At 71.1% G+C, this 19,296-nt stretch carries 20 protein-coding genes; 8 read left to right on the top strand and 12 right to left on the bottom strand.

The features are described 5' to 3' along the window. Positions 1-95: 95 nt before the first annotated feature. Entirely contained in the window at positions 96-1,289 is a 1,194-nt protein-coding gene (locus NV263_RS23305; RefSeq protein ID WP_263248748.1) for a M20 metallopeptidase family protein, read from the bottom strand. Positions 1,290-1,299: 10 nt separating this feature from the next. Continuing rightward, on the bottom strand, positions 1,300-2,634 hold the full coding sequence (locus tag NV263_RS23310) for an MFS transporter (RefSeq protein ID WP_263248749.1): 1,335 nt from the start codon (positions 2,632-2,634) through the stop codon (positions 1,300-1,302). Between the two features lie 91 nt (positions 2,635-2,725). On the opposite strand from NV263_RS23310, the gene NV263_RS23315 reads away from it, so the two are divergent. Continuing rightward, complete coding sequence (locus NV263_RS23315; protein WP_263248750.1) at positions 2,726-3,757, top strand: Lrp/AsnC family transcriptional regulator; 1,032 nt, start codon at positions 2,726-2,728, stop codon at positions 3,755-3,757. Between the two features lie 21 nt (positions 3,758-3,778). Here the strand turns inward: NV263_RS23315 and NV263_RS23320 are convergent, their stop codons facing one another. Next, a complete protein-coding gene (locus NV263_RS23320) occupies positions 3,779-4,987 on the bottom strand; it encodes a PucR family transcriptional regulator (RefSeq protein WP_263248751.1) in 1,209 nt (402 codons plus the stop codon). A gap of 128 nt (positions 4,988-5,115) precedes the next feature. On the opposite strand from NV263_RS23320, the gene NV263_RS23325 reads away from it, so the two are divergent. Continuing rightward, the gene (locus NV263_RS23325; protein ID WP_263248752.1) at positions 5,116-5,820 is read left to right on the top strand and encodes a GntR family transcriptional regulator; all 705 of its coding nucleotides are present in this window, start codon (positions 5,116-5,118) and stop codon (positions 5,818-5,820) included. 117 nt (positions 5,821-5,937) lie between these two features. Further along, positions 5,938-6,087 carry a hypothetical protein gene (locus tag NV263_RS23330; protein ID WP_263248753.1) on the top strand — a complete coding sequence of 50 codons (150 nt, stop codon included), beginning with the start codon at positions 5,938-5,940 and terminating at the stop codon, positions 6,085-6,087. On the opposite strand, the gene ligD is transcribed toward NV263_RS23330, so the two are convergent. Continuing rightward, positions 6,081-7,079, bottom strand: coding sequence for a non-homologous end-joining DNA ligase (gene ligD / locus NV263_RS23335; RefSeq protein WP_263248754.1), 999 nt, complete (start codon positions 7,077-7,079; stop codon positions 6,081-6,083). The genes NV263_RS23330 and ligD overlap by 7 nt on opposite strands. A 175-nt stretch (positions 7,080-7,254) precedes the next feature. Here ligD and NV263_RS23340 point away from each other — a divergent pair, with 175 nt between their 5' ends. From NV263_RS23340 to NV263_RS23355, 4 genes are all read left to right on the top strand, one after another. Then, positions 7,255-8,010, top strand: a complete 756-nt coding sequence (locus tag NV263_RS23340) for a DsbA family protein (protein WP_263248755.1) — start codon at positions 7,255-7,257, stop codon at positions 8,008-8,010. 77 nt (positions 8,011-8,087) lie between these two features. Next, entirely contained in the window at positions 8,088-8,663 is a 576-nt protein-coding gene (locus NV263_RS23345; RefSeq protein WP_263254324.1) for a vitamin K epoxide reductase family protein, read from the top strand. A gap of 101 nt (positions 8,664-8,764) precedes the next feature. Beyond that, positions 8,765-9,205 (top strand): ATP-binding protein, encoded by a 441-nt coding sequence (locus NV263_RS23350; protein WP_263248756.1) that lies wholly within the window; start codon positions 8,765-8,767, stop codon positions 9,203-9,205. Beyond that, positions 9,202-10,017 carry a SigB/SigF/SigG family RNA polymerase sigma factor gene (locus NV263_RS23355; RefSeq protein ID WP_263248757.1) on the top strand — a complete coding sequence of 272 codons (816 nt, stop codon included), beginning with the start codon at positions 9,202-9,204 and terminating at the stop codon, positions 10,015-10,017. The genes NV263_RS23350 and NV263_RS23355 overlap by 4 nt, the downstream gene beginning before the upstream one ends. A gap of 136 nt (positions 10,018-10,153) precedes the next feature. On the opposite strand, the gene NV263_RS23360 is transcribed toward NV263_RS23355, so the two are convergent. Both NV263_RS23360 and NV263_RS23365 read right to left on the bottom strand, forming a co-directional pair. After that, positions 10,154-10,363: a peptidoglycan DD-metalloendopeptidase family protein gene (locus NV263_RS23360; RefSeq protein ID WP_263248758.1), complete on the bottom strand. Its 210-nt coding sequence runs from the start codon at positions 10,361-10,363 to the stop codon at positions 10,154-10,156. An 822-nt stretch (positions 10,364-11,185) separates the two neighbouring features. Next, entirely contained in the window at positions 11,186-12,352 is a 1,167-nt protein-coding gene (locus tag NV263_RS23365) for an NAD-dependent epimerase/dehydratase family protein (RefSeq protein WP_263248759.1), read from the bottom strand. 277 nt (positions 12,353-12,629) lie between these two features. Here NV263_RS23365 and NV263_RS23370 point away from each other — a divergent pair, with 277 nt between their 5' ends. Continuing rightward, positions 12,630-13,097 (top strand): GtrA family protein, encoded by a 468-nt coding sequence (locus NV263_RS23370; protein WP_263248760.1) that lies wholly within the window; start codon positions 12,630-12,632, stop codon positions 13,095-13,097. On the opposite strand, the gene NV263_RS23375 is transcribed toward NV263_RS23370, so the two are convergent. The 6 genes from NV263_RS23375 to NV263_RS23400 all read right to left on the bottom strand — a co-directional run bounded on the left by NV263_RS23375 (position 13,066) and on the right by NV263_RS23400 (position 19,292). Then, a complete protein-coding gene (locus NV263_RS23375) occupies positions 13,066-15,321 on the bottom strand; it encodes a glycosyltransferase family 2 protein (RefSeq protein WP_263248761.1) in 2,256 nt (751 codons plus the stop codon). The two genes, NV263_RS23370 and NV263_RS23375, sit on opposite strands and share 32 nt — an antisense overlap. Continuing rightward, positions 15,318-16,274: an NAD-dependent epimerase/dehydratase family protein gene (locus tag NV263_RS23380; protein WP_263248762.1), complete on the bottom strand. Its 957-nt coding sequence runs from the start codon at positions 16,272-16,274 to the stop codon at positions 15,318-15,320. Before NV263_RS23380 ends, NV263_RS23375 begins: the two co-directional genes overlap by 4 nt. Before the next feature lie 143 nt (positions 16,275-16,417). Then, positions 16,418-16,855 (bottom strand): SRPBCC family protein, encoded by a 438-nt coding sequence (locus NV263_RS23385; protein WP_263248763.1) that lies wholly within the window; start codon positions 16,853-16,855, stop codon positions 16,418-16,420. 11 nt (positions 16,856-16,866) lie between these two features. Beyond that, positions 16,867-17,697 (bottom strand): phosphoenolpyruvate hydrolase family protein, encoded by an 831-nt coding sequence (locus NV263_RS23390; RefSeq protein ID WP_263248764.1) that lies wholly within the window; start codon positions 17,695-17,697, stop codon positions 16,867-16,869. Beyond that, positions 17,694-18,890 carry a Tm-1-like ATP-binding domain-containing protein gene (locus tag NV263_RS23395; protein WP_263248765.1) on the bottom strand — a complete coding sequence of 399 codons (1,197 nt, stop codon included), beginning with the start codon at positions 18,888-18,890 and terminating at the stop codon, positions 17,694-17,696. The genes NV263_RS23390 and NV263_RS23395 overlap by 4 nt, the downstream gene beginning before the upstream one ends. A gap of 249 nt (positions 18,891-19,139) precedes the next feature. After that, positions 19,140-19,292: a hypothetical protein gene (locus NV263_RS23400; RefSeq protein ID WP_263248766.1), complete on the bottom strand. Its 153-nt coding sequence runs from the start codon at positions 19,290-19,292 to the stop codon at positions 19,140-19,142. Between the last annotated feature and the right edge of the window lie 4 nt (positions 19,293-19,296).

Genomic DNA, 19,296 nt, shown 5'->3' on the forward strand with positions numbered 1-19,296 from the left:
CATCGCCACACATCCGCAATGTCCGCGCGGCCCCGAGCGAAAAGAAAGGCGGTTCCGACCGGGGCCGGAACCGCCAGGTAGCGGGTTCGCGCGGGTCAGCCGCGCTGCCGCCGCACCGCGAGCGCCGCGTACGCCGCCGCGCCGTCGGCGAGGACGGTGTCGTCGAACACAGCGCGTGGCGAGTGGTTGTTGGGTGCACTCTGCACATCCACGCCGTCCGGGCAGGCGCCGAGCGCGATCATCGCGCCAGGCACCTCGTCCAACACTCGGGAGAAATCCTCCGATCCGGTGAGCGGATTGGGCGCCGTCACGAAGCGCTCCTCACCGTGCAGGTCACGGAGCGTGTCGGCGACCAGCCCGGTCTCCGCGGCGTCGTTGACCGTGACCGGGTACAGCTCGGTGAACGTCGCGTCGACCTCAGCGCCGTGCGCGGCGGCCACCCCCTCGCACACCCGGACCGAACCGTCGGCGACGGCGGCCAGCGCCTCCCGCGAGAAGCAGCGAATGGTGGCGGCGAAGGTGACCTCGTCGGGGATGACGTTCTCCTGGGTGCCGCCGTGGATCATCCCGACCGTGAGCACCACCGGGTCGAAGACGTCGAACCGCCGCGTCACGAACGCCTGCAACGCGGTGACCATCTCGCACGCCACCGGGATCGGGTCCACCGCGCGGTGCGGCATCGAACCGTGCCCGCCGCGCCCGCGCACCGTGACGTGCAGCCGGTTGGACGCCGCGAGCATCGGCCCACCGCGCCCGGCGAACACCCCGCGCGGGATGCCGGACGACATCACGTGCAGCGCGTAGGCGGCGTCGGGCCTGCGCCCGGAGGCGTCCAGGAGTCCTTCCTCGATCATGTGGCGCGCCCCGTCGTGGCCCTCCTCCCCGGGCTGGAACATGAAGACCACGTCCCCGGGCAGCCGGTCCCGCCTGCCCGCGAGCAGCGTCGCCGCGCCGAGCAGCATCGTGGTGTGCAGGTCGTGCCCGCAGGCGTGCATCCGCCCGTTGTCGGCGGCGAAGTCCAGTCCGCTCGCCTCGGCGACCGGTAGCGCGTCCATGTCGCCGCGCAGCAGCACGGTCGGTCCGTCCCCGGTGCCGCGCAGCACCGCGGTGACCGAGCTGATCTCCCGGCCCGTCGACACCTCCAGCCCAAGACCGTCCAATTCGGACAGAACGCGTTCCTGGGTGCGCGGCAGCTCCAGGCCGAGCTCCGGAACCCGGTGCAGTTCCCGCCGGATCCGCACCAGGTCCGGGTGCAGCTCCCGCGCGTCGTCCAACAGGGACTCCAGCATCGTCCACTCCTCACTCGTCGTTCGGCACCGCGGTCACCGGCTGCCGGGCGGGCGAGAGCACCGCGGTTCCCACCAGACCCAGCGCCGCCGCCCCGGCGGCCGCCCAGGGCACCGCGTCGAGCAGCCCGGCCGCGCCCAGCCCCTGCGCCACCAGCGGGAAGGTCCCGCCGAAGAGGGCGACGCCGAGGGTGAACGGCACGCCCATCGCGACCACCCGGACCCGCACCGGGAAGACCTCCGCGAACAGCACGTTGGCCAGCGAGATCGTCGGCGCGACGCCGAGCACCAGGTACAGCGCGGTCGCCACCCACACCGGCAACCGGCCCGCGGTCAGCGCGGTCATCACCGGAACCGTGACCAGGGCGAGCAGCACGAGGCCGATGCGGAACACGCGCACCGCGCCGAACCGGTCTGCCAGCACCCCGGCCACCGCCATCGCCGCCATCAGCAGGACCAGGTTCGGGACCATGCCGAGGTTGTTCGCCGCGGCGTGCGAAACCCCGGCCTGTTCGGCGAACTCCGGCAGGTAGGTGGTGCCGAAGTAGTAGCCGACGGTCGTCCCGGTCGTCATCAGGAAGACCGCGACCATGTTGCGCAGCTGCCCGCGCAGCCGCGGTCGCGGCGCCGCGTCCCGCCGGAACTCACCGCTCTCGGCGGCCGTGCCGCGCACCCAGAAGGCCAGCAGCCCGAGCACCGCGCCCACGACGAACCCGATCCGCCAACCGCCGTCGACCACGCCCTGCTCGCCGAACCCGAGCAGCAGTGCCCCGACGACCGCGAAGCACAGCACGTTGCCGATGATCACGCCGCAGTACGACAGGGCGCTGTGCAGGAATCGCCGCCCCGCGGGCGCCGTCTCGGTGACGTACGCGGCGACGCTCGGGTTCTCCCCGCCCATCGCGACGCCCTGCACCGCCCGCACGAGCAGCAGCAGGGCGGGCGCGGCGAGCCCGGCGGTCGCGGCCGTGGGCAGTGCGGCGATGACCAGGCTTCCCGCGCAGATGGTGCCCATGCTGACCATCAGCGCGAACCGCCTGCCCCGCGCGTCGGCGACCCGCCCGAGCAGGTAGCTGCCCACCGGCCGGACCACGAAGCTGATCGCGAACCCGGCGTAGGCGACGAGCACCTTGGTCACCTCGTCGTGGCCGGCGAACATCCGGGACGCGAAGTACGGCGCCAGCACGGCGTAGATCGTCCAGTCGAACGACTCGACGACGCCGCCCACGGTCCCGGCCAGCAGTTCCCGGCGACCGGTCGCCGTCCCCGCGCCTGCGGTGCTCGGGACGCCGCGCTCGGCCACCGCGCCGCGCGGCGCGGCCCGCCGCGGTCCCCACCAACCAGTCACCTGTCACCTCCGATGTGCGTTGCTCGCAGCAGAGTCGCGACGGGGTGCTGGTGAGGAACAGCAAACTGGGTCAGACTGCAAGAAAAGGGTGATGAAGAGGTTGCTGATGCAGGAAAACGCGCTGGACGGGTTGGACCGGGCAGTCCTGCACGCCCTGCAGATCAGGCCCCGCGCGTCGTGGACGGAACTCGGCAGGGTGCTCGACGTGGACCCGGCCACCGTCGGGCGGCGCTGGGTCCGGCTGCACCGCACCGGCAGCGCCTGGACCACCTGCTACCCGGGCGGCAGGCTGATGGGCTCGGTGTGCCTGGCGTTCGTCGAGATCGACGTGCACGCCGGGCGGGCGGTGGAGGTGGGACGCACGCTGGCGACGTACCCGCAGGTCGTGACCGTGGAGCAGATGGCGGGCGGGCGCGATCTGTTCACCACCGTGATGATCCGCGACCTGGGCGCGCTGTCCGAGCTGGTGACCGAGCACATCGCCGCGCTGCCCGGCGTGCTGCGCACCCGGGCCCAGCTGAGCACCCGGGTGTTCACCGAGGGCTCCCGCTGGCGGCTGCGCGCGCTGACCCCGGCGCAGCGGAGCCGGCTCGCACCGCCCGCGGCGGATCGCGCGTCCGGTGCGCTCGACGACCACGACCTGCGGCTGGTCACCGCGCTGTCGGCCGACTGCCGCCGGGCCGCGGTCGACCTCGCCGACGAGGTCGGCCTCAGCCCGCCGAACGTCCGGCGCCGCGTCGCCGCCCTGGCGCACGCCGGGGACGCGGCGATGCGCTGCGAGATCGCCCGCGATCTGACCGGCTGGCCGATCTCGGCGAGCCTGTGGGCCAGCGTCCCGCCCGGCCAGCTCGACAAGGTCGTCGCCGGGCTCGGCGCGCTGCCCGAGCTGCGGATGTGCTCGACGGTCACCGGCCCGCACAACCTGCTGTTCACGGTGTGGCTGAAGTCGGTGGCCGACGTGGGCAGGCTGGAGGCGCTGCTCGGCGAGCGCCTCCCCCAGCTGCGGCTGGTCGACCGCGCGGTGGCGCTGCGCCAGATCAAGCTGATGGGGCGGATGCTCGACGAGCACGGCCGGGCCGGCGAAGCGGTGCCGATCGACCCGTGGACCGGCCCGCCCCGTTGAGAGCCGCGGCTCGGCGCCGCGTCACTCGCGGAGGCCGTCGCGCAGCCGCAGCGCCGAGAGGGCCAGCGACAGCGAGACGTAGGCGCTGCGGCCGTAGAGCGGACGGCCGATCAGCGACGTGATGCGGTGCAGCCGGTTGAGCACCGTGTTGCGGTGGCAGTGCAGCCGCACCGCGGCGTTGGCGGTGGAGCAGTTCTCCTCCAGCCACGCCGTCAGCGTGTCCAGCAGCATGTCGCGTTCCCGGACCGGCAGTTCCAGCACCGGGCCGAGCTGCGACTCCAGCAGCCGCTGCGCCAGGTCCGGCGACTGCACCAGCAGCGCCTCGGGGAACCGCTCCTCCAGGGTCACCAGTTCCGCCGAGCCGTAGGTGGAGGTGCCCATCGTGGTGAGCGCGAGCTGGTGCGCCAGCCCCACCTCGGCCAGCCCGCGCACCGCCGGGGAGACCGCCACCCGCCCGCGCGCCAGCGGCCGCAGCGCGTCCAGGGCGAGGTGCTGGTCGTGCTGCTCCAGCGCCACCAAGCCGACGAGGGTGTCCGCCCGCACCTGCCACACCGAGCGGATGTGCAGCGCGTTGAGCGCGTCCTGCTGGCCGCGCAGCGCGAAACCGCCGTCCGCGCCCATCTCCGCGACGACGACGAGGTAGCGCCCGCCGGTCGGCAGGTCCAGCTCCTTGGCCGTGCGCTGCGCGAAGGCGATGTCCCGGGCGCGTCCGCTGAGCAGGTCCTCGACCAGGGCGTGCCGCCGCTGGTCGTCGCGGCGCAGCCGCTCCAGTTCGGTCTTGCGGTAGGACGTCGACAGCGTCGAGGACAACCCGTCGATCACCGACCACATCGCGGTCGCCACCCGGAGCACGGCGTCCGGGTCGGAACCGTCCTGGTGCGCCTGGTCGACCAGGGACTCCCACACGATCCGCCCGCCGAGCCGGAAGGTCCGCAGCATCACCTCCAGCGGCACGCCCTGCTCGGCGCGCCTGCGGCCGATCGCGGCGGCCACGTCGTCGCCGTCCGGACCGACGACCTCGCCGCTGAGGATCTGCAGGATCCGCTCCAGGTACCGCTTGCACCCGTCCCAGAGGTCCTCCCGGGGAACCGGGCTGTAGTCGGTCCACTCCGGGTTGTCGGTGAAGATGGCCGCCATCAGCCGTTCGGTCAGAACGGGCAGGTCATCGAGGCTCGCCCGGGCCAGCGCGTGCGTGACCTCGGCCGCTGCGTCGGCAGGATCTGCTACCACGTCCCTCGACGATACCGCCACGGCCGCGGTCTTCCCCGGAACCGGTGGCGGCCTGATCACACCCGGGGACCGCACAGCCGCGTTCGGTGATCGCGGAGTCCGCCGAGAGTGGTATCAAGTTCGTCGTGATGGGCGACACAGCGGCCGCCGGATCGTTCTCCGACGAAGTCGCCGACCGGCTGCGGGAGCGGATCATGACCGGGCGGCTGCGCGCGGGCGACCGGCTGCCCCTGGGACGGCTGGCCACCGAACTCGGCGTCAGCGCGACACCGGTGCGCGAGGCGCTGCTGGCGCTGCGCGGCGAGGGGTTCGTCGAACTCGAACCCCGCCGCGGGTTCACCGTCGCCGCCCTGTCGCGCCACGACGTCGAGGACGCGCACCGGGTGCAGGCCGGGATCGCCGGGGAACTCGCGGCCCGCGCGACGCGGCGGATCACCACCGCCGAGATCACCGACCTCGCCGCGCTGCACGACCGGATGCGGTCGGCCGCGCGGGGCGCGAGCGCCGAGGTCGGACCGCTGGTGCGGCGTTTCCACGACATCGTCGGCGAACTGGCCCGATCGCGGAAGTTGTTGTGGTTCCTGGGAATCGCGCTGCGCTACACGCCGGGCCGGGTCACCGCCTCGCTTCCCGGGTGGCCGGAGATGGCGGTCACCGACCACCACCGGATCCTGCAGGCGATGTCCGACGGCGCACCGGCGGCCGCGCGCGCGGCGACGCAACGGCACGTGGTGCACTCCGGACGGTTGCTGATCCATCACTTGGAGCAACGGGGAATGTGGATCGGCGAGTCCGAAAACCGCCCCCCGGGCGAGGAGTTCCGCATCACATAGGGAACAATGGGGGCGTCGCTAACGTTGTGCTCGGTCGGCGCGACCTCCCAGGTGAGAGCGTCGGCGCGCATGACGCATACCATCCTTGCACCACCACCGGAATTCGGGGGCTCAACCATGCACAGCAACAGCCGCACGCTGTTCGTGTCGGTTGTGGGAACGGTGTCGATGGTCGTGGCGACCGTTCTGCTCGCGGCGTGGAGTCCCCCGGCGTACCCGGCCCCGGTTCCCGCCGCGCAGAGCGCGCCGCTGATCAACGATCACTGACGTTCCCGCACCACGTCCTGCGGACGCTTGTCGTTGCGCAGCCCGGAAAAACGCGGATGCCGGAGCTTGCCGTCGTCGGTCCACTCGGTGAAACCGATCTGCGCGACGAGCTCCGGCCGAACCCAGTGCGCACCCCGTTCGCCGACCTCGTCGGCGAACGGCGGGTCCTCGCGCGCCAGACCGTCCAGCCGCCGCCGCAGGTCCCGCAGCGTCCGCTCGTCGTACCCGGTGCCGACCTTGCCCGCGTAGCGCAGCCGCGAGCCCTGGTAGTAGCCGACCAGCAGTGCGCCGAAGCCGAAGCGGGCGCCCTTGGGGTCGGTGAACCCGCCGATCACGAACTCCTGATCGGCGACGCACTTGAACTTCAGCCAGTCCCGGGAACGGCCGCCGCGGTAGGGGCGGTCGGCCCGCTTGGCGATCAGGCCCTCCCAGCCGTGTTCGCACGCCTGGCGGAAGAACGCCTCGCCGTCGCCGGAGCGGTGCGCGCTGAACCGCAGCGGGTCGGTGAACTCGAAGCACTCGCGCAACAGCCGTTTGCGGACGCGCAGCGGCAGCGCGGTCAGGTCCACCCCGCCGAAGGCGAGCAGGTCGAAAACGTAGTAGTAGACGGGCACGCCGGTGCGGCGCGCCTGCTTGGGGTCGGTGAGGTGGATGCGCTTCTGCAGCCGGGCGAAGCTGGTCTGGTTCCCCTCGAAGGCGACGACCTCGCCGTCCACGACGAACCGGTCCACCGCGCAGGCGGCCAGCGCATCGATGATCTCCGGGTACGCGGAGTCGGCCCGCTTGTGGTTGCGCGACCACAGCACCGGGCGGGCGCCCTCGCAGCCGGCGATCACCCGCACCCCGTCGAGCTTGCGCTCGTAGATCCAGTTCGGGTCGGAGAACCGCTGGTCGGTCAGCGTCGCCAGGGCCGGTTCGTGCCAGGTGCCACCGGACCAGCTGCGCAGCGCAGCACGCTGATCATCGGTGAGCAGGCGCAACGGATCGTCCATCGAACGGATGAGTACCCGTGGTCCGGACTCCGACAAACTGAGAGGTCGCTGTGAACCAGCTGTGAGTTAGACCCCGGTCGATTTCACGACCGTGTGAATGCGGGAGACTGGGTTTGCCCTGTCATGCAGCGCGAGGCACCCTCGCGCGAGCCGACCGCCGAGGTGTGAGCACCGGATGCCCAAAACGAACAACCCGCTGACCAAGAAGAACGGTCTGTCCATCAACGTCGTCCTCACCGTCGTGGTGGTGGTCGTCGCCGTCGTCGTGATCGGCGGAGTGCTGCTGTTCGGTCGCGGCGGCAACGGCGCGCCGAACCAGGCGCCCAACCCCGGCCAGCCGGTCGCCGCGGAGTTGCTGCGCAAGCCGGACAGCAACATGCTGAGCCAGGCCCCCGACGGCAAGGTCACCGTGGTCGAGTTCCTCGACTACCAGTGCCCGGCGTGCCACCAGTACTACGCCGCGCTGACCAAGAAGGTCGAGCAGGACTACGAGGGCCGCATCAACTTCGTCACGCGCAACTTCCCGATCGCCAAGGCGCACCCGCTGGCCAACCAGGCCGCCCAGGCCGCCGAGGCCGCCGGGATGCAGGGCAAGTACAAGGAGATGTACCACGCGCTGTACGACAACTGGCAGAGCTGGGCCGTGGCCCCCAGCGGCGACAACGTCAGCGACGACCAGCAGCGCGCCGCGAAGCTGTTCGACCAGTACGCGCAGCAGATCGGTCTGGACCTGAACAAGTTCCACCAGGACATGAACTCGCCTCAGGTCAAGGCCCGGATCGACCGCGACACCGCGGACGGCACCAAGGCCGGTGTGCACGCGACGCCGACGATCTTCATCAACGGCAAGCAGTTCGAGACGCCGCAGGGCGTCACGTACCAGCAGCTCAGCGACATGTTCCACGGTGAGATCGACAAGGCTCTCAAGTAAGGGGTGCGGACGTGACCGCTACCGACACCGATAGCGCGGAGCCCGCCACGGCCGCGCCCGAGCCCGCGGTCCCCACCATTCCCCGTGGGCTGAGCTGGCTCTACCTGGTCGGCGGCGTGATCGGCCTGATCGCGTCGTTCGCCCTGGTCATCGAGAAGCTGGAGAAGCTGGAGCACCCCGGCTACGTGCCGACCTGCAGCATCAACCCGATCATCTCCTGCGGCTCGGTGATGGACAGCTCCCAGGCGGCGCTGTTCGGCTTCCCGAACCCCCTGATCGGCGTGCTGGCCTTCCCGGTGGTGGTGACGTCCGGGGTGGCGCTGCTGGCCGGGTTCCGGGCGCCGCGCTGGTACTGGCTGGGCATGCAGCTGGCCACCACCCTGGCGGTGGTGTTCATCCACTGGCTGATCGTGCAGAGTCTTTACTCGATCGGCGCCCTGTGCCCGTACTGCATGGTCGTCTGGGTCGTGACGATCGCACTGTTCTGGTACACCACCGTGCACAATTTCCGCGAGGGCCACTTCGGTTCCGGCGCGCGTCCTGTCGGCGTGGCGCTGGGCCGGGTCCACAGCGTCGTGCTCGTGGTGTGGTATCTGGTGATCGTCGCCCTCATCCTGGCGCGGTTCTGGGACTACTGGGTGACGTTGGTGTAGTCGCCTCGGCCGTCCGTTTGTTCGGTGGGGGCGTCGGGTACCAGGTGACTGTGAGTAAGGTGTGCGCCTCCGCCGCACCGACCGAGACGAGGTGGCCCGGGATGAGCGTGGAGCGCGAGATCGCGCATGTCGAGCCGGAAACGTCCGCTTCGAACGTGGTCGAGGTCCGCGTCGCCGCCGAGCCCACGCAGCTGGCGGTGATGCGGGCCGTCATCGGCGACCTCGCGATGCGTGCCGACTTCGACGTCGACTCGATCGCAGACCTCCGGCTGGCCGTCGACGAGGCGTGTTCCTCGCTGGTCCGGCTGGCCGCCCCGGCTGCCGCGCTGGTGTGCCGCTTCCGAACGCTGGGCGAGGCCCTGGCGATCACCGCCGAGGTGGTCAGCGACGATGCGTTCGGCCCGCGGAAGGACACTTTCAGCTGGCGGGTCCTGAGCGCATTGGCCGACAGTGTGTCAACCTCGGTCGAGTCGGACCCGGCTGCCGATGGCAGCCATCTGGTGCGTATCGAGTTGACCAAGGGACGGACGGCCCACGTGTGAAGCGAGCGGATTCCGAATCGGCTGCTCACTCGCGCAACGAACGCTACGACGAACTCGCTCCGCTGTTCGTCGAGCTAGCCAGGCTGAGCAAGCAGGACCCCCGCTACGAAGAGCTCCGGGACCTGCTCGTCACCGAGCACATGCCGGTGGCCGAGCACATCGCGCGCAGGTTCAGCCACCGCGGTGAGTCGCAGGAGGACCTCCAGCAGGTCGCCACGCTGGGGTTGATCAACGCGGTCGACCGGTTCGACCCGCAACGCGGCGTGGACTTCCTGTCCTACGCGGTGCCGACGATCATGGGCGAGGTGCGGCGGCACTTCCGCGACACCGGCTGGGCGGTGCGGATGCCCCGGCGGCTGCAGGAGTTGCACCTGGCGGTGTCCTCGGCCATCGCGCGGCTCTCCCAGGAGCTCGGCCGCGCCCCGACCCCGAGCGAGCTGGCCACGCACCTCGACATCAGCACCGACGACGTCTACCGGGGTCTGGAGGCGGGCAACGCCTACCGCAGCGCCTCGCTGGACGAGCTGCTCACCGGCACCGACGAGATCCCGCTGGGCGACGCCATCGGCGCCGACGACGCCGAGCTCGCCGAGGTGGAGAACCGCGAGATGGTCCGGCCGCTGCTGCGGGAACTGCCGGAGCGGGAACGCCGCATCCTGGTGATGCGCTTCTTCCGCGGCATGACGCAGACGCAGATCGCCGAGCAGATCGGCATCTCGCAGATGCACGTCTCCCGGCTCCTCGCGCGCACCCTGTCGTGGCTGCGCGAGCGGCTGGAGGACGAGGCCACGGCCAAGGCCGCCGAGGACTGAGAGCCGCAGAAAGGGAGCCGCCCGGAAAAGGGAGCTGCCCGGAACCCGTCGGGGGATTCGGGTCCCGGGCAGCTGCTCGGGGGGCGCCGTGCGCCGGGTCAGGCGACCTGGATGCCGCGTTCGGCCGGCCAGGGCATCAGGTCGATCTCGGGCCGTCCTGGACCACCTCGAAGGGCAGGTGCGGGCCGGACTGCCCGCGGCTGCCCGTCGTGGCGATCTGCTCGCCGGCGGCGACCCGCTGGCCGACACCCACGTCGATGGTCTCGACGTGGCCGTGGACCGCGACTCCGGATCCGCGGAGGGCGGTCTTCGGGGGATGACCGCCCTCCCGGCGATGTGTGGTCATGCCGACCTTCCGCCTCGGGGAGATCCGGTCACGTCCCGCCGGGGGATGCGGGTGCCTCTCGGGGGCGAGGCGCCGTGACCGAACCGTGACGTACGAACAGTGAAAGTAGCCGAGAGTTATCGGGCCATGCAAGCCGATCCCCATTCGACGCAGGGCGACCCCACGGCGAGCCGAACAACTGACTACTCTCCGAACACGCGCCGGGTGAACGCGAGATAACGATGTCCGCAGCGGATCTCCACCGCGCCGCCGCGGAAGACGATCGCGGGAACCGATCCGACCCAGGACCGCGGGGTGAACCGTCCTCGCAGGTCGCGCCCGCCGCTCGGAGTCCCGGCGGACCGCCGACGGGGACGCGCTCGCCGATCGGGCGCACACCCCTTCCGTCCACTGTGGAGGGCGGGCGGAACGCCGGTGACGTGCGGCGGACCAGGGGGCGAGGTGGCCTTGCGCACAACCGGATCGCGCCGTGCCGGCAAAGGATTACCCGCGTGCCGTATCGCCAGGGAATTGCAGAAGGTCTACCGTCCGGTAGGCCGTGCGGAAGCCCCCCGACGCACGGTAGGCGCCCCGGGAGCGGAGTCCACGCTCCGGCCCGGGGCACCGCTCCCCGTACCGCGGCCCTGTCGATGCGCGGCCGCACACGCTCGCCGCCAAGTGTGACCTACCGGATTGGCATATTCCAGTCCGGCATGCCGAGCAGTTCCGACGATGATCGTCCCGCCCCCGAACGGGTGAGGGCAGGCGGTGGAACGGTGGAACGGGGCGGAACCGGCCCCTGGATCGCCGGGCGGTGGGCGAGGGCCCACCGCCCGGCGGTGCTCACTCGGAGCGCAGCGGGCTGGCGGCGCTGCGCCAGTTGACCGTCGGACGCATCGCGGCCAGGTCGACGCGGTGCTTGTACTGCTCGGCGACGCCGAACAGCGACTCGATGAGGGTGTTGGACAGCAGGTGCGGCTGGAGCCCCAGCTCGACCAGGCCGGTGTGCTTGACGTTGTAGTAGTGCTCGGCCTGCTCGACGCGCGGGTTGTCGAGGTACTCGATCTCGACGGAGCCGTCGAAGGTGTTCGCGATGATCTTCGCGATCTCGCCGACCGAGTAGCTCTCGGTCATCTGGTTGAACACCCGGAACTCGCCGCGGTCGGCGGGGTTCTCCGAGGCCAGCCGGATGCACTCCACGGTGTCGCGGATGTCGAGCATGCCGCGCGTCTGGCCGCCGGAGCCGTACACCGTGAGCGGGTGGCCCAGCACGGCCTGGATGACGAACCGGTTCAGCACGGTGCCGAAGATCGCGTCGTAGTCGAAGCGGGTCGCCAGCCGGGGGTCCTGCACCGTCTGCGGGGTCTCCTGCCCGTAGACCACGCCCTGGTTGAGGTCGGTGGCGCGCAGTCCCCAGATCCGGCACGCGAACTCGATGTTGTGGCTGTCGTGCACCTTGCTCAGGTGGTAGAACGAGCCCGGCTTCTTGGGGTACAGCATCCGGTCGGTGCGACCGTTGTGCGTGACCTCCAGCCAGCCTTCCTCGATGTCGATGTTCGGCGTCCCGTACTCGCCCATCGTGCCCAGCTTCACCAGGTGGATCTCGGGGTCCACCTCCTGGATCGCGAACAGCACGTTGAGGTTGCCGACCACGTTGTTGTGCTGGGTGTAGACCGCGTGCTTGCGGTCGATCATGGAGTACGGCGCGGCCCGCTGCTCGGCGAAGTGGACGATCGTGTCCGGCCGGAAGTCCCGGATCATCTCGACGGTGAACTCGCCGTCGACCAGATCTCCGCAGTAGGACTTGATGGTCTTGCCCGACACCTCCCGCCAGGCGTTGACGCGGACCTGCATCGGCTCGATCGGGACGAGGCTCTGCACGCCCATTTCGTGGTCGTAGCCCCGTCGGGCGTAGTTGTCGGCGACGGCGACGTCGTGGCCGCAGTCGGACAGGTGCAGAGCGGTCGGCCAACCGAGGTAGCCGTCCCCCCCGAGGACGAGGATTCGCACGCCTTCTTCTCCTCTACGTCATCTAGGGGCCACCGGCGCACACACGGCACGGTAGACCTGAAAGGTCAAGTCGCTGTCGACGACTTCACCCGATGGATACAACATGGGGAATGGTCTCATCCCCGTTCGAGATCGCGAAGCGCTCCCTGCTCCCGCCACACGGGCGTCGGAAGCACCTGGGTAGGGTTCGCCGGGAGTGTCCCGGTTCGACTCCGCCGAGCGGAGACGACACGGGCCGCTCGCGCGTGCGGGCGTCCCGCGAGCAACAGGAGGCGGCATGGTCCAGCAGGCCACCGAGAGCCCGCAGCGCGAGACGCGCCGCGGGCGGTACTGGCGGCTGGTGAGCCGGTTCGCCGCCGCGTCCGCGGTGGCGACCGCGGTCAGCCAGGTCGTGTTCGTGGCGTCCTACTCCCTGGGGGCGCCGCCCGCGGTGGCCACGGTGCTCGCGTGGCTGGGCGGGGCGATCCCGAACTTCGAGCTCAACCGCCGCACGTGGGGCGGCGGTGACCGCGCCGCGCTGCGCGGCGAGATCCTGCGCTACGGCGTGATCTCGGTCGTCACGGCGGTGCTGGCCGCATTCGCCACCAGCGGCGCCGACCACCTGGCGGCGGAGCTGTTCCCCGCCGCCAGGGTCGCCGTCGTGTGGGGCGCCTACGTCGGCACCTACGCGGTCATGTTCGTGATCAAGTTCGTGCTGGTGGACCGGCTGGTGTTCACCGATCCGTCGCGCCGACGGTCTCGCTGACCGGCTGCTGCGCGGCACCGCGCCGGGCGGGCGCGCGGCGCTCCCGCAGCCACGTGCCCAGCACCACCTTCGCGTACCGGTAGCCGTACAGGACGTTGTTGCCCTTCTTGCTCTCCCCCGCCGCGCGCGCCAGCATCCGCATCGGCTGCTCCAGCACGCGGTAGCCGCGGCTGAGCACCCCGACCAGCAGCTCGGAGGACTGGTACTGCTGCTGCTCCAGGGTGACCGAGTTGGGCACCTCGGCCAACATCGCGCGGAAGCCGAACGAGGTGTCCGTGATGCGCTGCCGGGTCAGCGCGCTGACCAGCCAGGCGAACACGTACGTGCCGACGCGGCGGATCAGCGCGGGCCGCTCGTTGCTGCCGAGCCGGCGGGAGCCGGTGACGAAGTCCGCCCGGTCGTCGATGAGCGGTTGCAGCAGCATCGGCAGCTCACCGATGTCGTACTGGCCGTCGGCGTCGGTGGTGACGATGTAGGACGCGCCGCGGTCGGCGGCCAGGTGGTAGCCGAGCCGCAGCGCGGCGCCCTGGCCGCGGTTGGTCGGCGCGATGCACGTGTAGGCGCCGTGCTTGACCGACAGCTCGGCCGTCCGGTCGCTGGCGCCGTCGACGACGACCAGGGTGTCCACGTCCAGACCGCAGCTGCGGGCCGGGATGCCGTCGAGGACGTCGCCGATGGCTTCCTCCTCGTTGTAGGCGGCGATCAGCACCACGACCGGGGCGAAGCGTTGTTCGCCGTAGCGCTCGGCGTAGTCGTCCAGCGCTGCCCGGTCCACCTCGTCCGGGAAGGTCGGGGGCATGGGGGTCTCCTTCGGGGGGTTCGTCCGGTGTCCGGTGAGGGCGGTGATGCCCAGTGCGCCCGCCAGCGGGATCAGCACCAGGCCGGGGAGCTGGTAGCGCCAGGAGAATTCCATCGCCGCGGCCGTGCCCAGCACGGTCACGGCCAGCCCGGCGGGCAGCAGGCAGGCCGCGCGCAGTCCGGAGCGCCGCGCCCGGCCGGCGCCCACCACCGCCGCGGCGGCGAGCAGCAGCGCCCCGCCGAGCACCGTGCCCGGGGTGAAGCCGCCGCCGAGCTGGTAGGCGCGCAGGAACGACGCCAGGCCCGGGTCGACCGAGAACGTCCCGTCGTCGTACATCTCGGACCACTCGCGGACGTACCAGGCGTCGGCGTACAGCGGGTACTGGGTCTGGAACTGCCAGCGGTCGAGCGGCACGTCGCCCGGCGCCTGGGTGCGGGTGGGCGCGAAGCCCTTGAGGAAGTCCTCGACGACACCGCCCAGGACGTCCAGCGGTTGGTCCAGCAGCACCTTGCGGGCGAACGAGCCCTGCGCCGACACGTAGTCGAAGTCGGGTGGCAGGGCGTCGACGTTCGCCTTGTTGTCGAAGAAGTGGATGTAGAAGTCGATGCCGGTCCGCTGCCGCTGCTCGACCGGCTCCTTGGGGCACACCAGCTGTTCTGCCGGGGTGAGCCCGATCTCGTCGCAGCGGGCGACGACGGCGGTGCGCCCGTAGACCACGTTGCCGGTCGAGCCGCCGATCGCGGGTACCCCGGTCCACACCAGGTGGTAGACGGCGTAGCCGAGGATCAGCGCGGCGAAACCGCCGACCAGCGCCCCGGCGGAGACCCAGCGGCGCTTCCAGCCGTCGGTCGGCCGCAGTCCGGCGGCGAGCAGGACGAACACGGCGGCGGGCACCACGAGGGTCAGCCCGACGATGCGCACCACGACGCCGCACGCCAGCACCAGGCCCGCGACGGCGGCCACCCGCGGGCCGGGCGGCTCCCGCCGCCAGACCAGCACGAACACCGCGACCAGCAGCACGACCTGGAACAGCAGATCGGACATGATGTTCTGCTCGATCTGCAGCTGGTAGCCGTCCAGCAGCACGGGGGCGGCGGCCAGCGCGGCCAGCCACGGCCGCACGCCGTACCGCCGCAGCAACACGTAGATCCCGACGCCCAGGGCGAGCCCGAGCAGGTGCTGGACCGCCGCCACGAACGCCAGGTCGCCGATCTTCAGCAGCGGCCACAGGAACAGCTCGTAGCCGATGGGGTTGATGCCGCCGGGGAAGAAGACCCCGAGGTCGTCGAGGTAGCGGAACGAGTCGATGTAGAGCAGCGCCGGTTGGTAGGCCAGCTGCACCACGACCCGCAGCGCCGCCCCGGCCAGCACGAACAGCGCCAGCAGCCAGTGCCGGCGCAGCGTGCGTGCCAGCGCCGCCGTCATCGCGTCCCGGTGGCGTCGGCGGCCCGGCGGAAGTCCTCCCACACGGTGCGCAGGCCGTCGGTCAGCTCGACGGCCGGGGTGTAGCCGAGTTCGCGCTGGGCCTGGGCGATCTGGACGATCACCGCGGGCATCTCCCCGTTCTTGGCGGGCACGTGGGTCACCGGCAGCGGTTCGCCGGTGGCCTCGCGGACCGCGTCGATCAGTTCCAGCACCGAGATCGACCGGCCGTGGCCGATGATCGCGGTCCCGTCGTACTGCTTGTCCCAGGCCGCCATGATGCCCTGCACCACGTCGTCGACGTGCACGAAGTCGCGGGACTGCGACCCGTCGCCGTACACCTGGACACCGTCACCGGACAGCGCCGCGCGCATCAGCCGCGGGATGAAGCTGTCCTTGTGCCCCATCCCGGGCCCGTAGATGTTGGTGAACCGCAGCGCGCAGGTCGCCAGCCCGTAGGCGCCGGAGTAGCCGGACAGCAGCATCTCGCACGCCGCCTTGGTCGAGCCGTACGGCGTCAGCGGCCGCAGCGGCAGCGACTCGGTGATGGTGCCGTGGCCGATGTCGCCGACGACCGCGTTGGTCGAGGCGAGCACGAACTGCCCGACGCCGCGCTGCCGGGCCAGCTCCAGCAGCTCGTGGGTGACCGCAACGTTGTTGGCGTAGGTCTCGGCGGGGCGGTCGACCGACCGCAGCACCGAGGTGATCGCGGCCAGGTGGATGATCCCGGCGGTGCCCTCGGCCACCGCGGACTCGCGCACCGCCGCGTCGCGCAGGTCACCGGCGACGTGCGTCACCAGGTCGTCGTGCAGCTCCGCCGGGAGCTGTTCGGTGTCGACGACCGTCACCGGGGTGCCGCGGTCCAGGAACGCGCGCACCACCGCGCGCCCCACGAAACCGGAACCACCGGTCACCACGACCCGGTCTGCTGCGGAGGAGTGAACGCTGCTTGGCACGCGGCAGACTCTAGCCGCCGCCCCTGAGGCGGAACCGAACGCCCACTGGGAAAAGCGACAGACCCGCCTGGTCCTGTCTTGGCATCCCGCATCTGGAAGACCGCCACCGGCACCGCCACGCGCAACGAGCCCAGGACCGGGTCTTATCCGCTGAAATGTTCCCTGAGTCCGGTGAGTCCGGTCGCGTACACGCCGTCCGCGAACGTCCGGTCCAGCTTCGGTTCGTCGGCCGCTTCGGCGTCGTAGTGCGCCCACCACTCGACGAAGGCGTGCCCGGTCGCGGTGATCGGGGCGACGCGGATCGTGGAGCGGTAGGACCGGACCGGGAAGGGACCTTCCACGATGTCGTAGGTGTAGCGGCGATCGGTGTCGTCGAGCACGACGAGGCGTTCGCGCACGGTCCCGCCGTCGCCGAGGGTCAGGCGGCGCACGCAGCCGACCGCGTCGGCCGGGCCGCCGCCCTCGATCTCGCTGGACGCGATCGCCGGGTGCCAGTGCGGCAGCCCGTCGAAGTCGCGGACCACCTCCCACACCCGCTCGGCGGGAGCCTCGATCACCGCGCTCGCGTAGGACTTGGCCATGTTCGTTCTCCTCACCTGCCGAGATTGCGGAACGCTCTGGTCTGCTCGGTCAGCGCCTGTTCCGTCGGCAGCCGTTCCATGCTGCTGGCGCCGTAGAAGCCGTGGCAACGCCGGGTGCGCGACAGGACGTACGAGGCGTCCTCGGGCATCGCGATGGGACCGCCGTGGCAGAGCACCAGCACGTCCTCGCGCACCTCGGTGGCGGCCTGCGCGCAGTCGTCGATGAGCGCCACGCAGTCGTCGAGCGTCCTGGCGGTCTCCGCGCCGATGCTGCCGCCGGTGGTCAGCCCCATGTGGCAGACGATGATGTCCGCGCCCGCCTCGGTCATCTTCCGCGCGTCCTCGGCGGAGAAGACGTACGGCGTGGTCAGCAGGTCCGCCTCCCGCGCGGCGGCGACCAGCTCGACCTCCAGGTCGTAGCCCATGCCGGTCTCCTCCAGGTTGGCGCGGAAGGTGCCGTCGATGAGCCCGACCGTGGGGAAGTTCTGGATCCCGGCGAAGCCGAGGTCGCGCAGCTCGCGCAGGAACTTCTCGCGGAGCAGGAACGGGTCGGTGCCGTTGACCCCGGCCAGCACCGGCGTCTCGCGCACCACGGGCAGCACCTCGCGGGCCATCTCGACGACGATGTCGTTGGCGTTGCCGTAGGCCAGCAGCCCGGCCAGCGATCCGCGCCCGGCCATCCGGTAGCGCCCGGAGTTGTAGATGACGATCAGATCGATGCCGCCGGCCTCCTCGCACTTGGCGGACAGCCCGGTTCCCGCGCCACCGCCGATGATCGGTTCGCCGCGGGCGGCCTTGTCGTGGAACCGCCGGACCAGTTCGGCGCGGTCGAATCGGCTCATCCGTCCTCCAGTTCGTGGAACGCCGCGACCAGCGCGTCGGCGAACTCCGGGTCGTTGATGTTGTGCGGCACTCGCACGATCCGGCGGTCGGCGGTCTGGTGCACCCGCGCCTGAAGCGTCTCGAACAGCACCGCGTCCGCCTCGGGATCGTGGAACGGCTGCCCCGGCGCGTCCAGCAGCGACACCCCGCCCTCGGGGATGAGCAAGCGCACCGGGCCGTCGCAGGCGTTGAGCTTGCCGGCGAGGAACTCCGCGATGCGGCGGCACTCCTCGGGCGAGGTGCGCATCAACGTCACCTGCGGGTTGTGCACGTAGAGGTTGCGGTCCCGGTAGCGCTCGGGGACGGTCTCCAGCGCGCCGAAGTTGACCATGTCGAGGGCACCGCAGGAACCGACGTAGGGCACGCGGGTGCGCGCGATGGCGTCGAGCCGCTGCTCCCCCGCGCTCATCACGCCCCCGGCGACGAGGTCGCAGACCTCGGTCGTGGTGATGTCCAGGACCGCGCGCACCAGGCCGTCGTCGACGAGCTTCTCCATGGCGCGACCGCCGGTCCCGGTCGCGTGGAACACCAGTGGGTCGTACCCGGCTACCAGGCGTTCGGCCACGGCGGTCACGCACGGCGTGGTCACGCCGAACATCGACAGCGCGACAGCGGGCTTGTCCGCGCCCTCCGGGACCGGGTGCGACACCGCGCCGAGCAGCGCGTGCGCGGCATTTCCCAGCACCCGGCGGGAAATCCGGTTCAGCCCGGCGACGTCGGTGACCGACGGGAACATCGCGATGTCCGTGGCGTCCACATAGGACGACACGTCGCCGGAGACCACAGTGGACACCATCACCTTGGGCACGCCGATCGGAAGCGCCCGCATCGCCGGGGTGATCAGCGCGGTCCCGCCGGACCCGCCGAGCCCGACCACTCCGGCCACCTCGCCGGAACGCGCCGCCAGGAACCGCTCGAAGGCCACGGCCATCGCGCCCACCGCCGAACCCCGGTCGCCGGTGAACACCGCGTCGGCGCCGTCCGGGTGGTGCCGGGCGACCTCGGCGGCGGGTACGTCGACGTCCTCGGCGGCCGTCCCGCCGGTGGACAGGTCGACGGTCACGACGGGGTGCCCGGCGCCGACGAGCCCGGCCACGTAGCGCAGCTCGGCGCCCTTGGTGTCGAAGGTCCCCACGACGTAAGCGCTTCCCATCGCACCCTCCGCTGCTCGGACCACGGGCGGCAGCCTACTGCCGACCTTGCTCCGGCACACCCGTTCGACCAGGCACCCGGAACTCGGGTGCTCGTCCCGGAAAAGACGGGCGACGGGGAACTCCCGGCGACGGGACCATCACGACGACTCCCGGTCGACACCCCGGAACCGCAGCGTTTCGCCGCCATCACCTCGCATGACAGCGGCCCCCGGCGGAAGCACCGGGGGCCGCGTCGGGCGAGCAGGGCTTCAGCGGCCCTTCTCCTTGCCCATGATCTTGTTCTTGACCTGCTCGATCTTCTCCTTGTTCTTCGGGTCGGAGGCGTACTTCTTGGCCTGGTCGATCACCTTGCGCCCCTGCTCGCTGTTGGCGAACTCGGACACCTTCTTGAACAAAGACATGTCG

The organism is Saccharopolyspora rosea, from assembly GCF_025643595.1.
In the GTDB taxonomy this organism is placed as follows: Bacteria; Actinomycetota; Actinomycetes; order Mycobacteriales; family Pseudonocardiaceae; genus Saccharopolyspora; species Saccharopolyspora rosea.

Coding starts and splice junctions, on each gene's coding strand:
- NV263_RS23305 (WP_263248748.1), bottom strand. CDS start 1,289: ATGCTGGAGTCCCTGTTGGACGACGCGCGGGAGCTGCACCCGGACCTG.
- NV263_RS23385 (WP_263248763.1), bottom strand. CDS start 16,855: ATGGCCAAGTCCTACGCGAGCGCGGTGATCGAGGCTCCCGCCGAGCGG.
- NV263_RS23360 (WP_263248758.1), bottom strand. CDS start 10,363: ATGACCACACATCGCCGGGAGGGCGGTCATCCCCCGAAGACCGCCCTC.
- NV263_RS23340 (WP_263248755.1), top strand. CDS start 7,255: ATGCCCAAAACGAACAACCCGCTGACCAAGAAGAACGGTCTGTCCATC.
- NV263_RS23325 (WP_263248752.1), top strand. CDS start 5,116: ATGGGCGACACAGCGGCCGCCGGATCGTTCTCCGACGAAGTCGCCGAC.
- NV263_RS23375 (WP_263248761.1), bottom strand. CDS start 15,321: ATGACGGCGGCGCTGGCACGCACGCTGCGCCGGCACTGGCTGCTGGCG.
- NV263_RS23330 (WP_263248753.1), top strand. CDS start 5,938: ATGCACAGCAACAGCCGCACGCTGTTCGTGTCGGTTGTGGGAACGGTG.
- NV263_RS23315 (WP_263248750.1), top strand. CDS start 2,726: ATGAAGAGGTTGCTGATGCAGGAAAACGCGCTGGACGGGTTGGACCGG.
- NV263_RS23350 (WP_263248756.1), top strand. CDS start 8,765: ATGAGCGTGGAGCGCGAGATCGCGCATGTCGAGCCGGAAACGTCCGCT.
- NV263_RS23370 (WP_263248760.1), top strand. CDS start 12,630: ATGGTCCAGCAGGCCACCGAGAGCCCGCAGCGCGAGACGCGCCGCGGG.
- NV263_RS23400 (WP_263248766.1), bottom strand. CDS start 19,292: ATGTCTTTGTTCAAGAAGGTGTCCGAGTTCGCCAACAGCGAGCAGGGG.
- NV263_RS23395 (WP_263248765.1), bottom strand. CDS start 18,890: ATGGGAAGCGCTTACGTCGTGGGGACCTTCGACACCAAGGGCGCCGAG.
- NV263_RS23390 (WP_263248764.1), bottom strand. CDS start 17,697: ATGAGCCGATTCGACCGCGCCGAACTGGTCCGGCGGTTCCACGACAAG.
- ligD (WP_263248754.1), bottom strand. CDS start 7,079: ATGGACGATCCGTTGCGCCTGCTCACCGATGATCAGCGTGCTGCGCTG.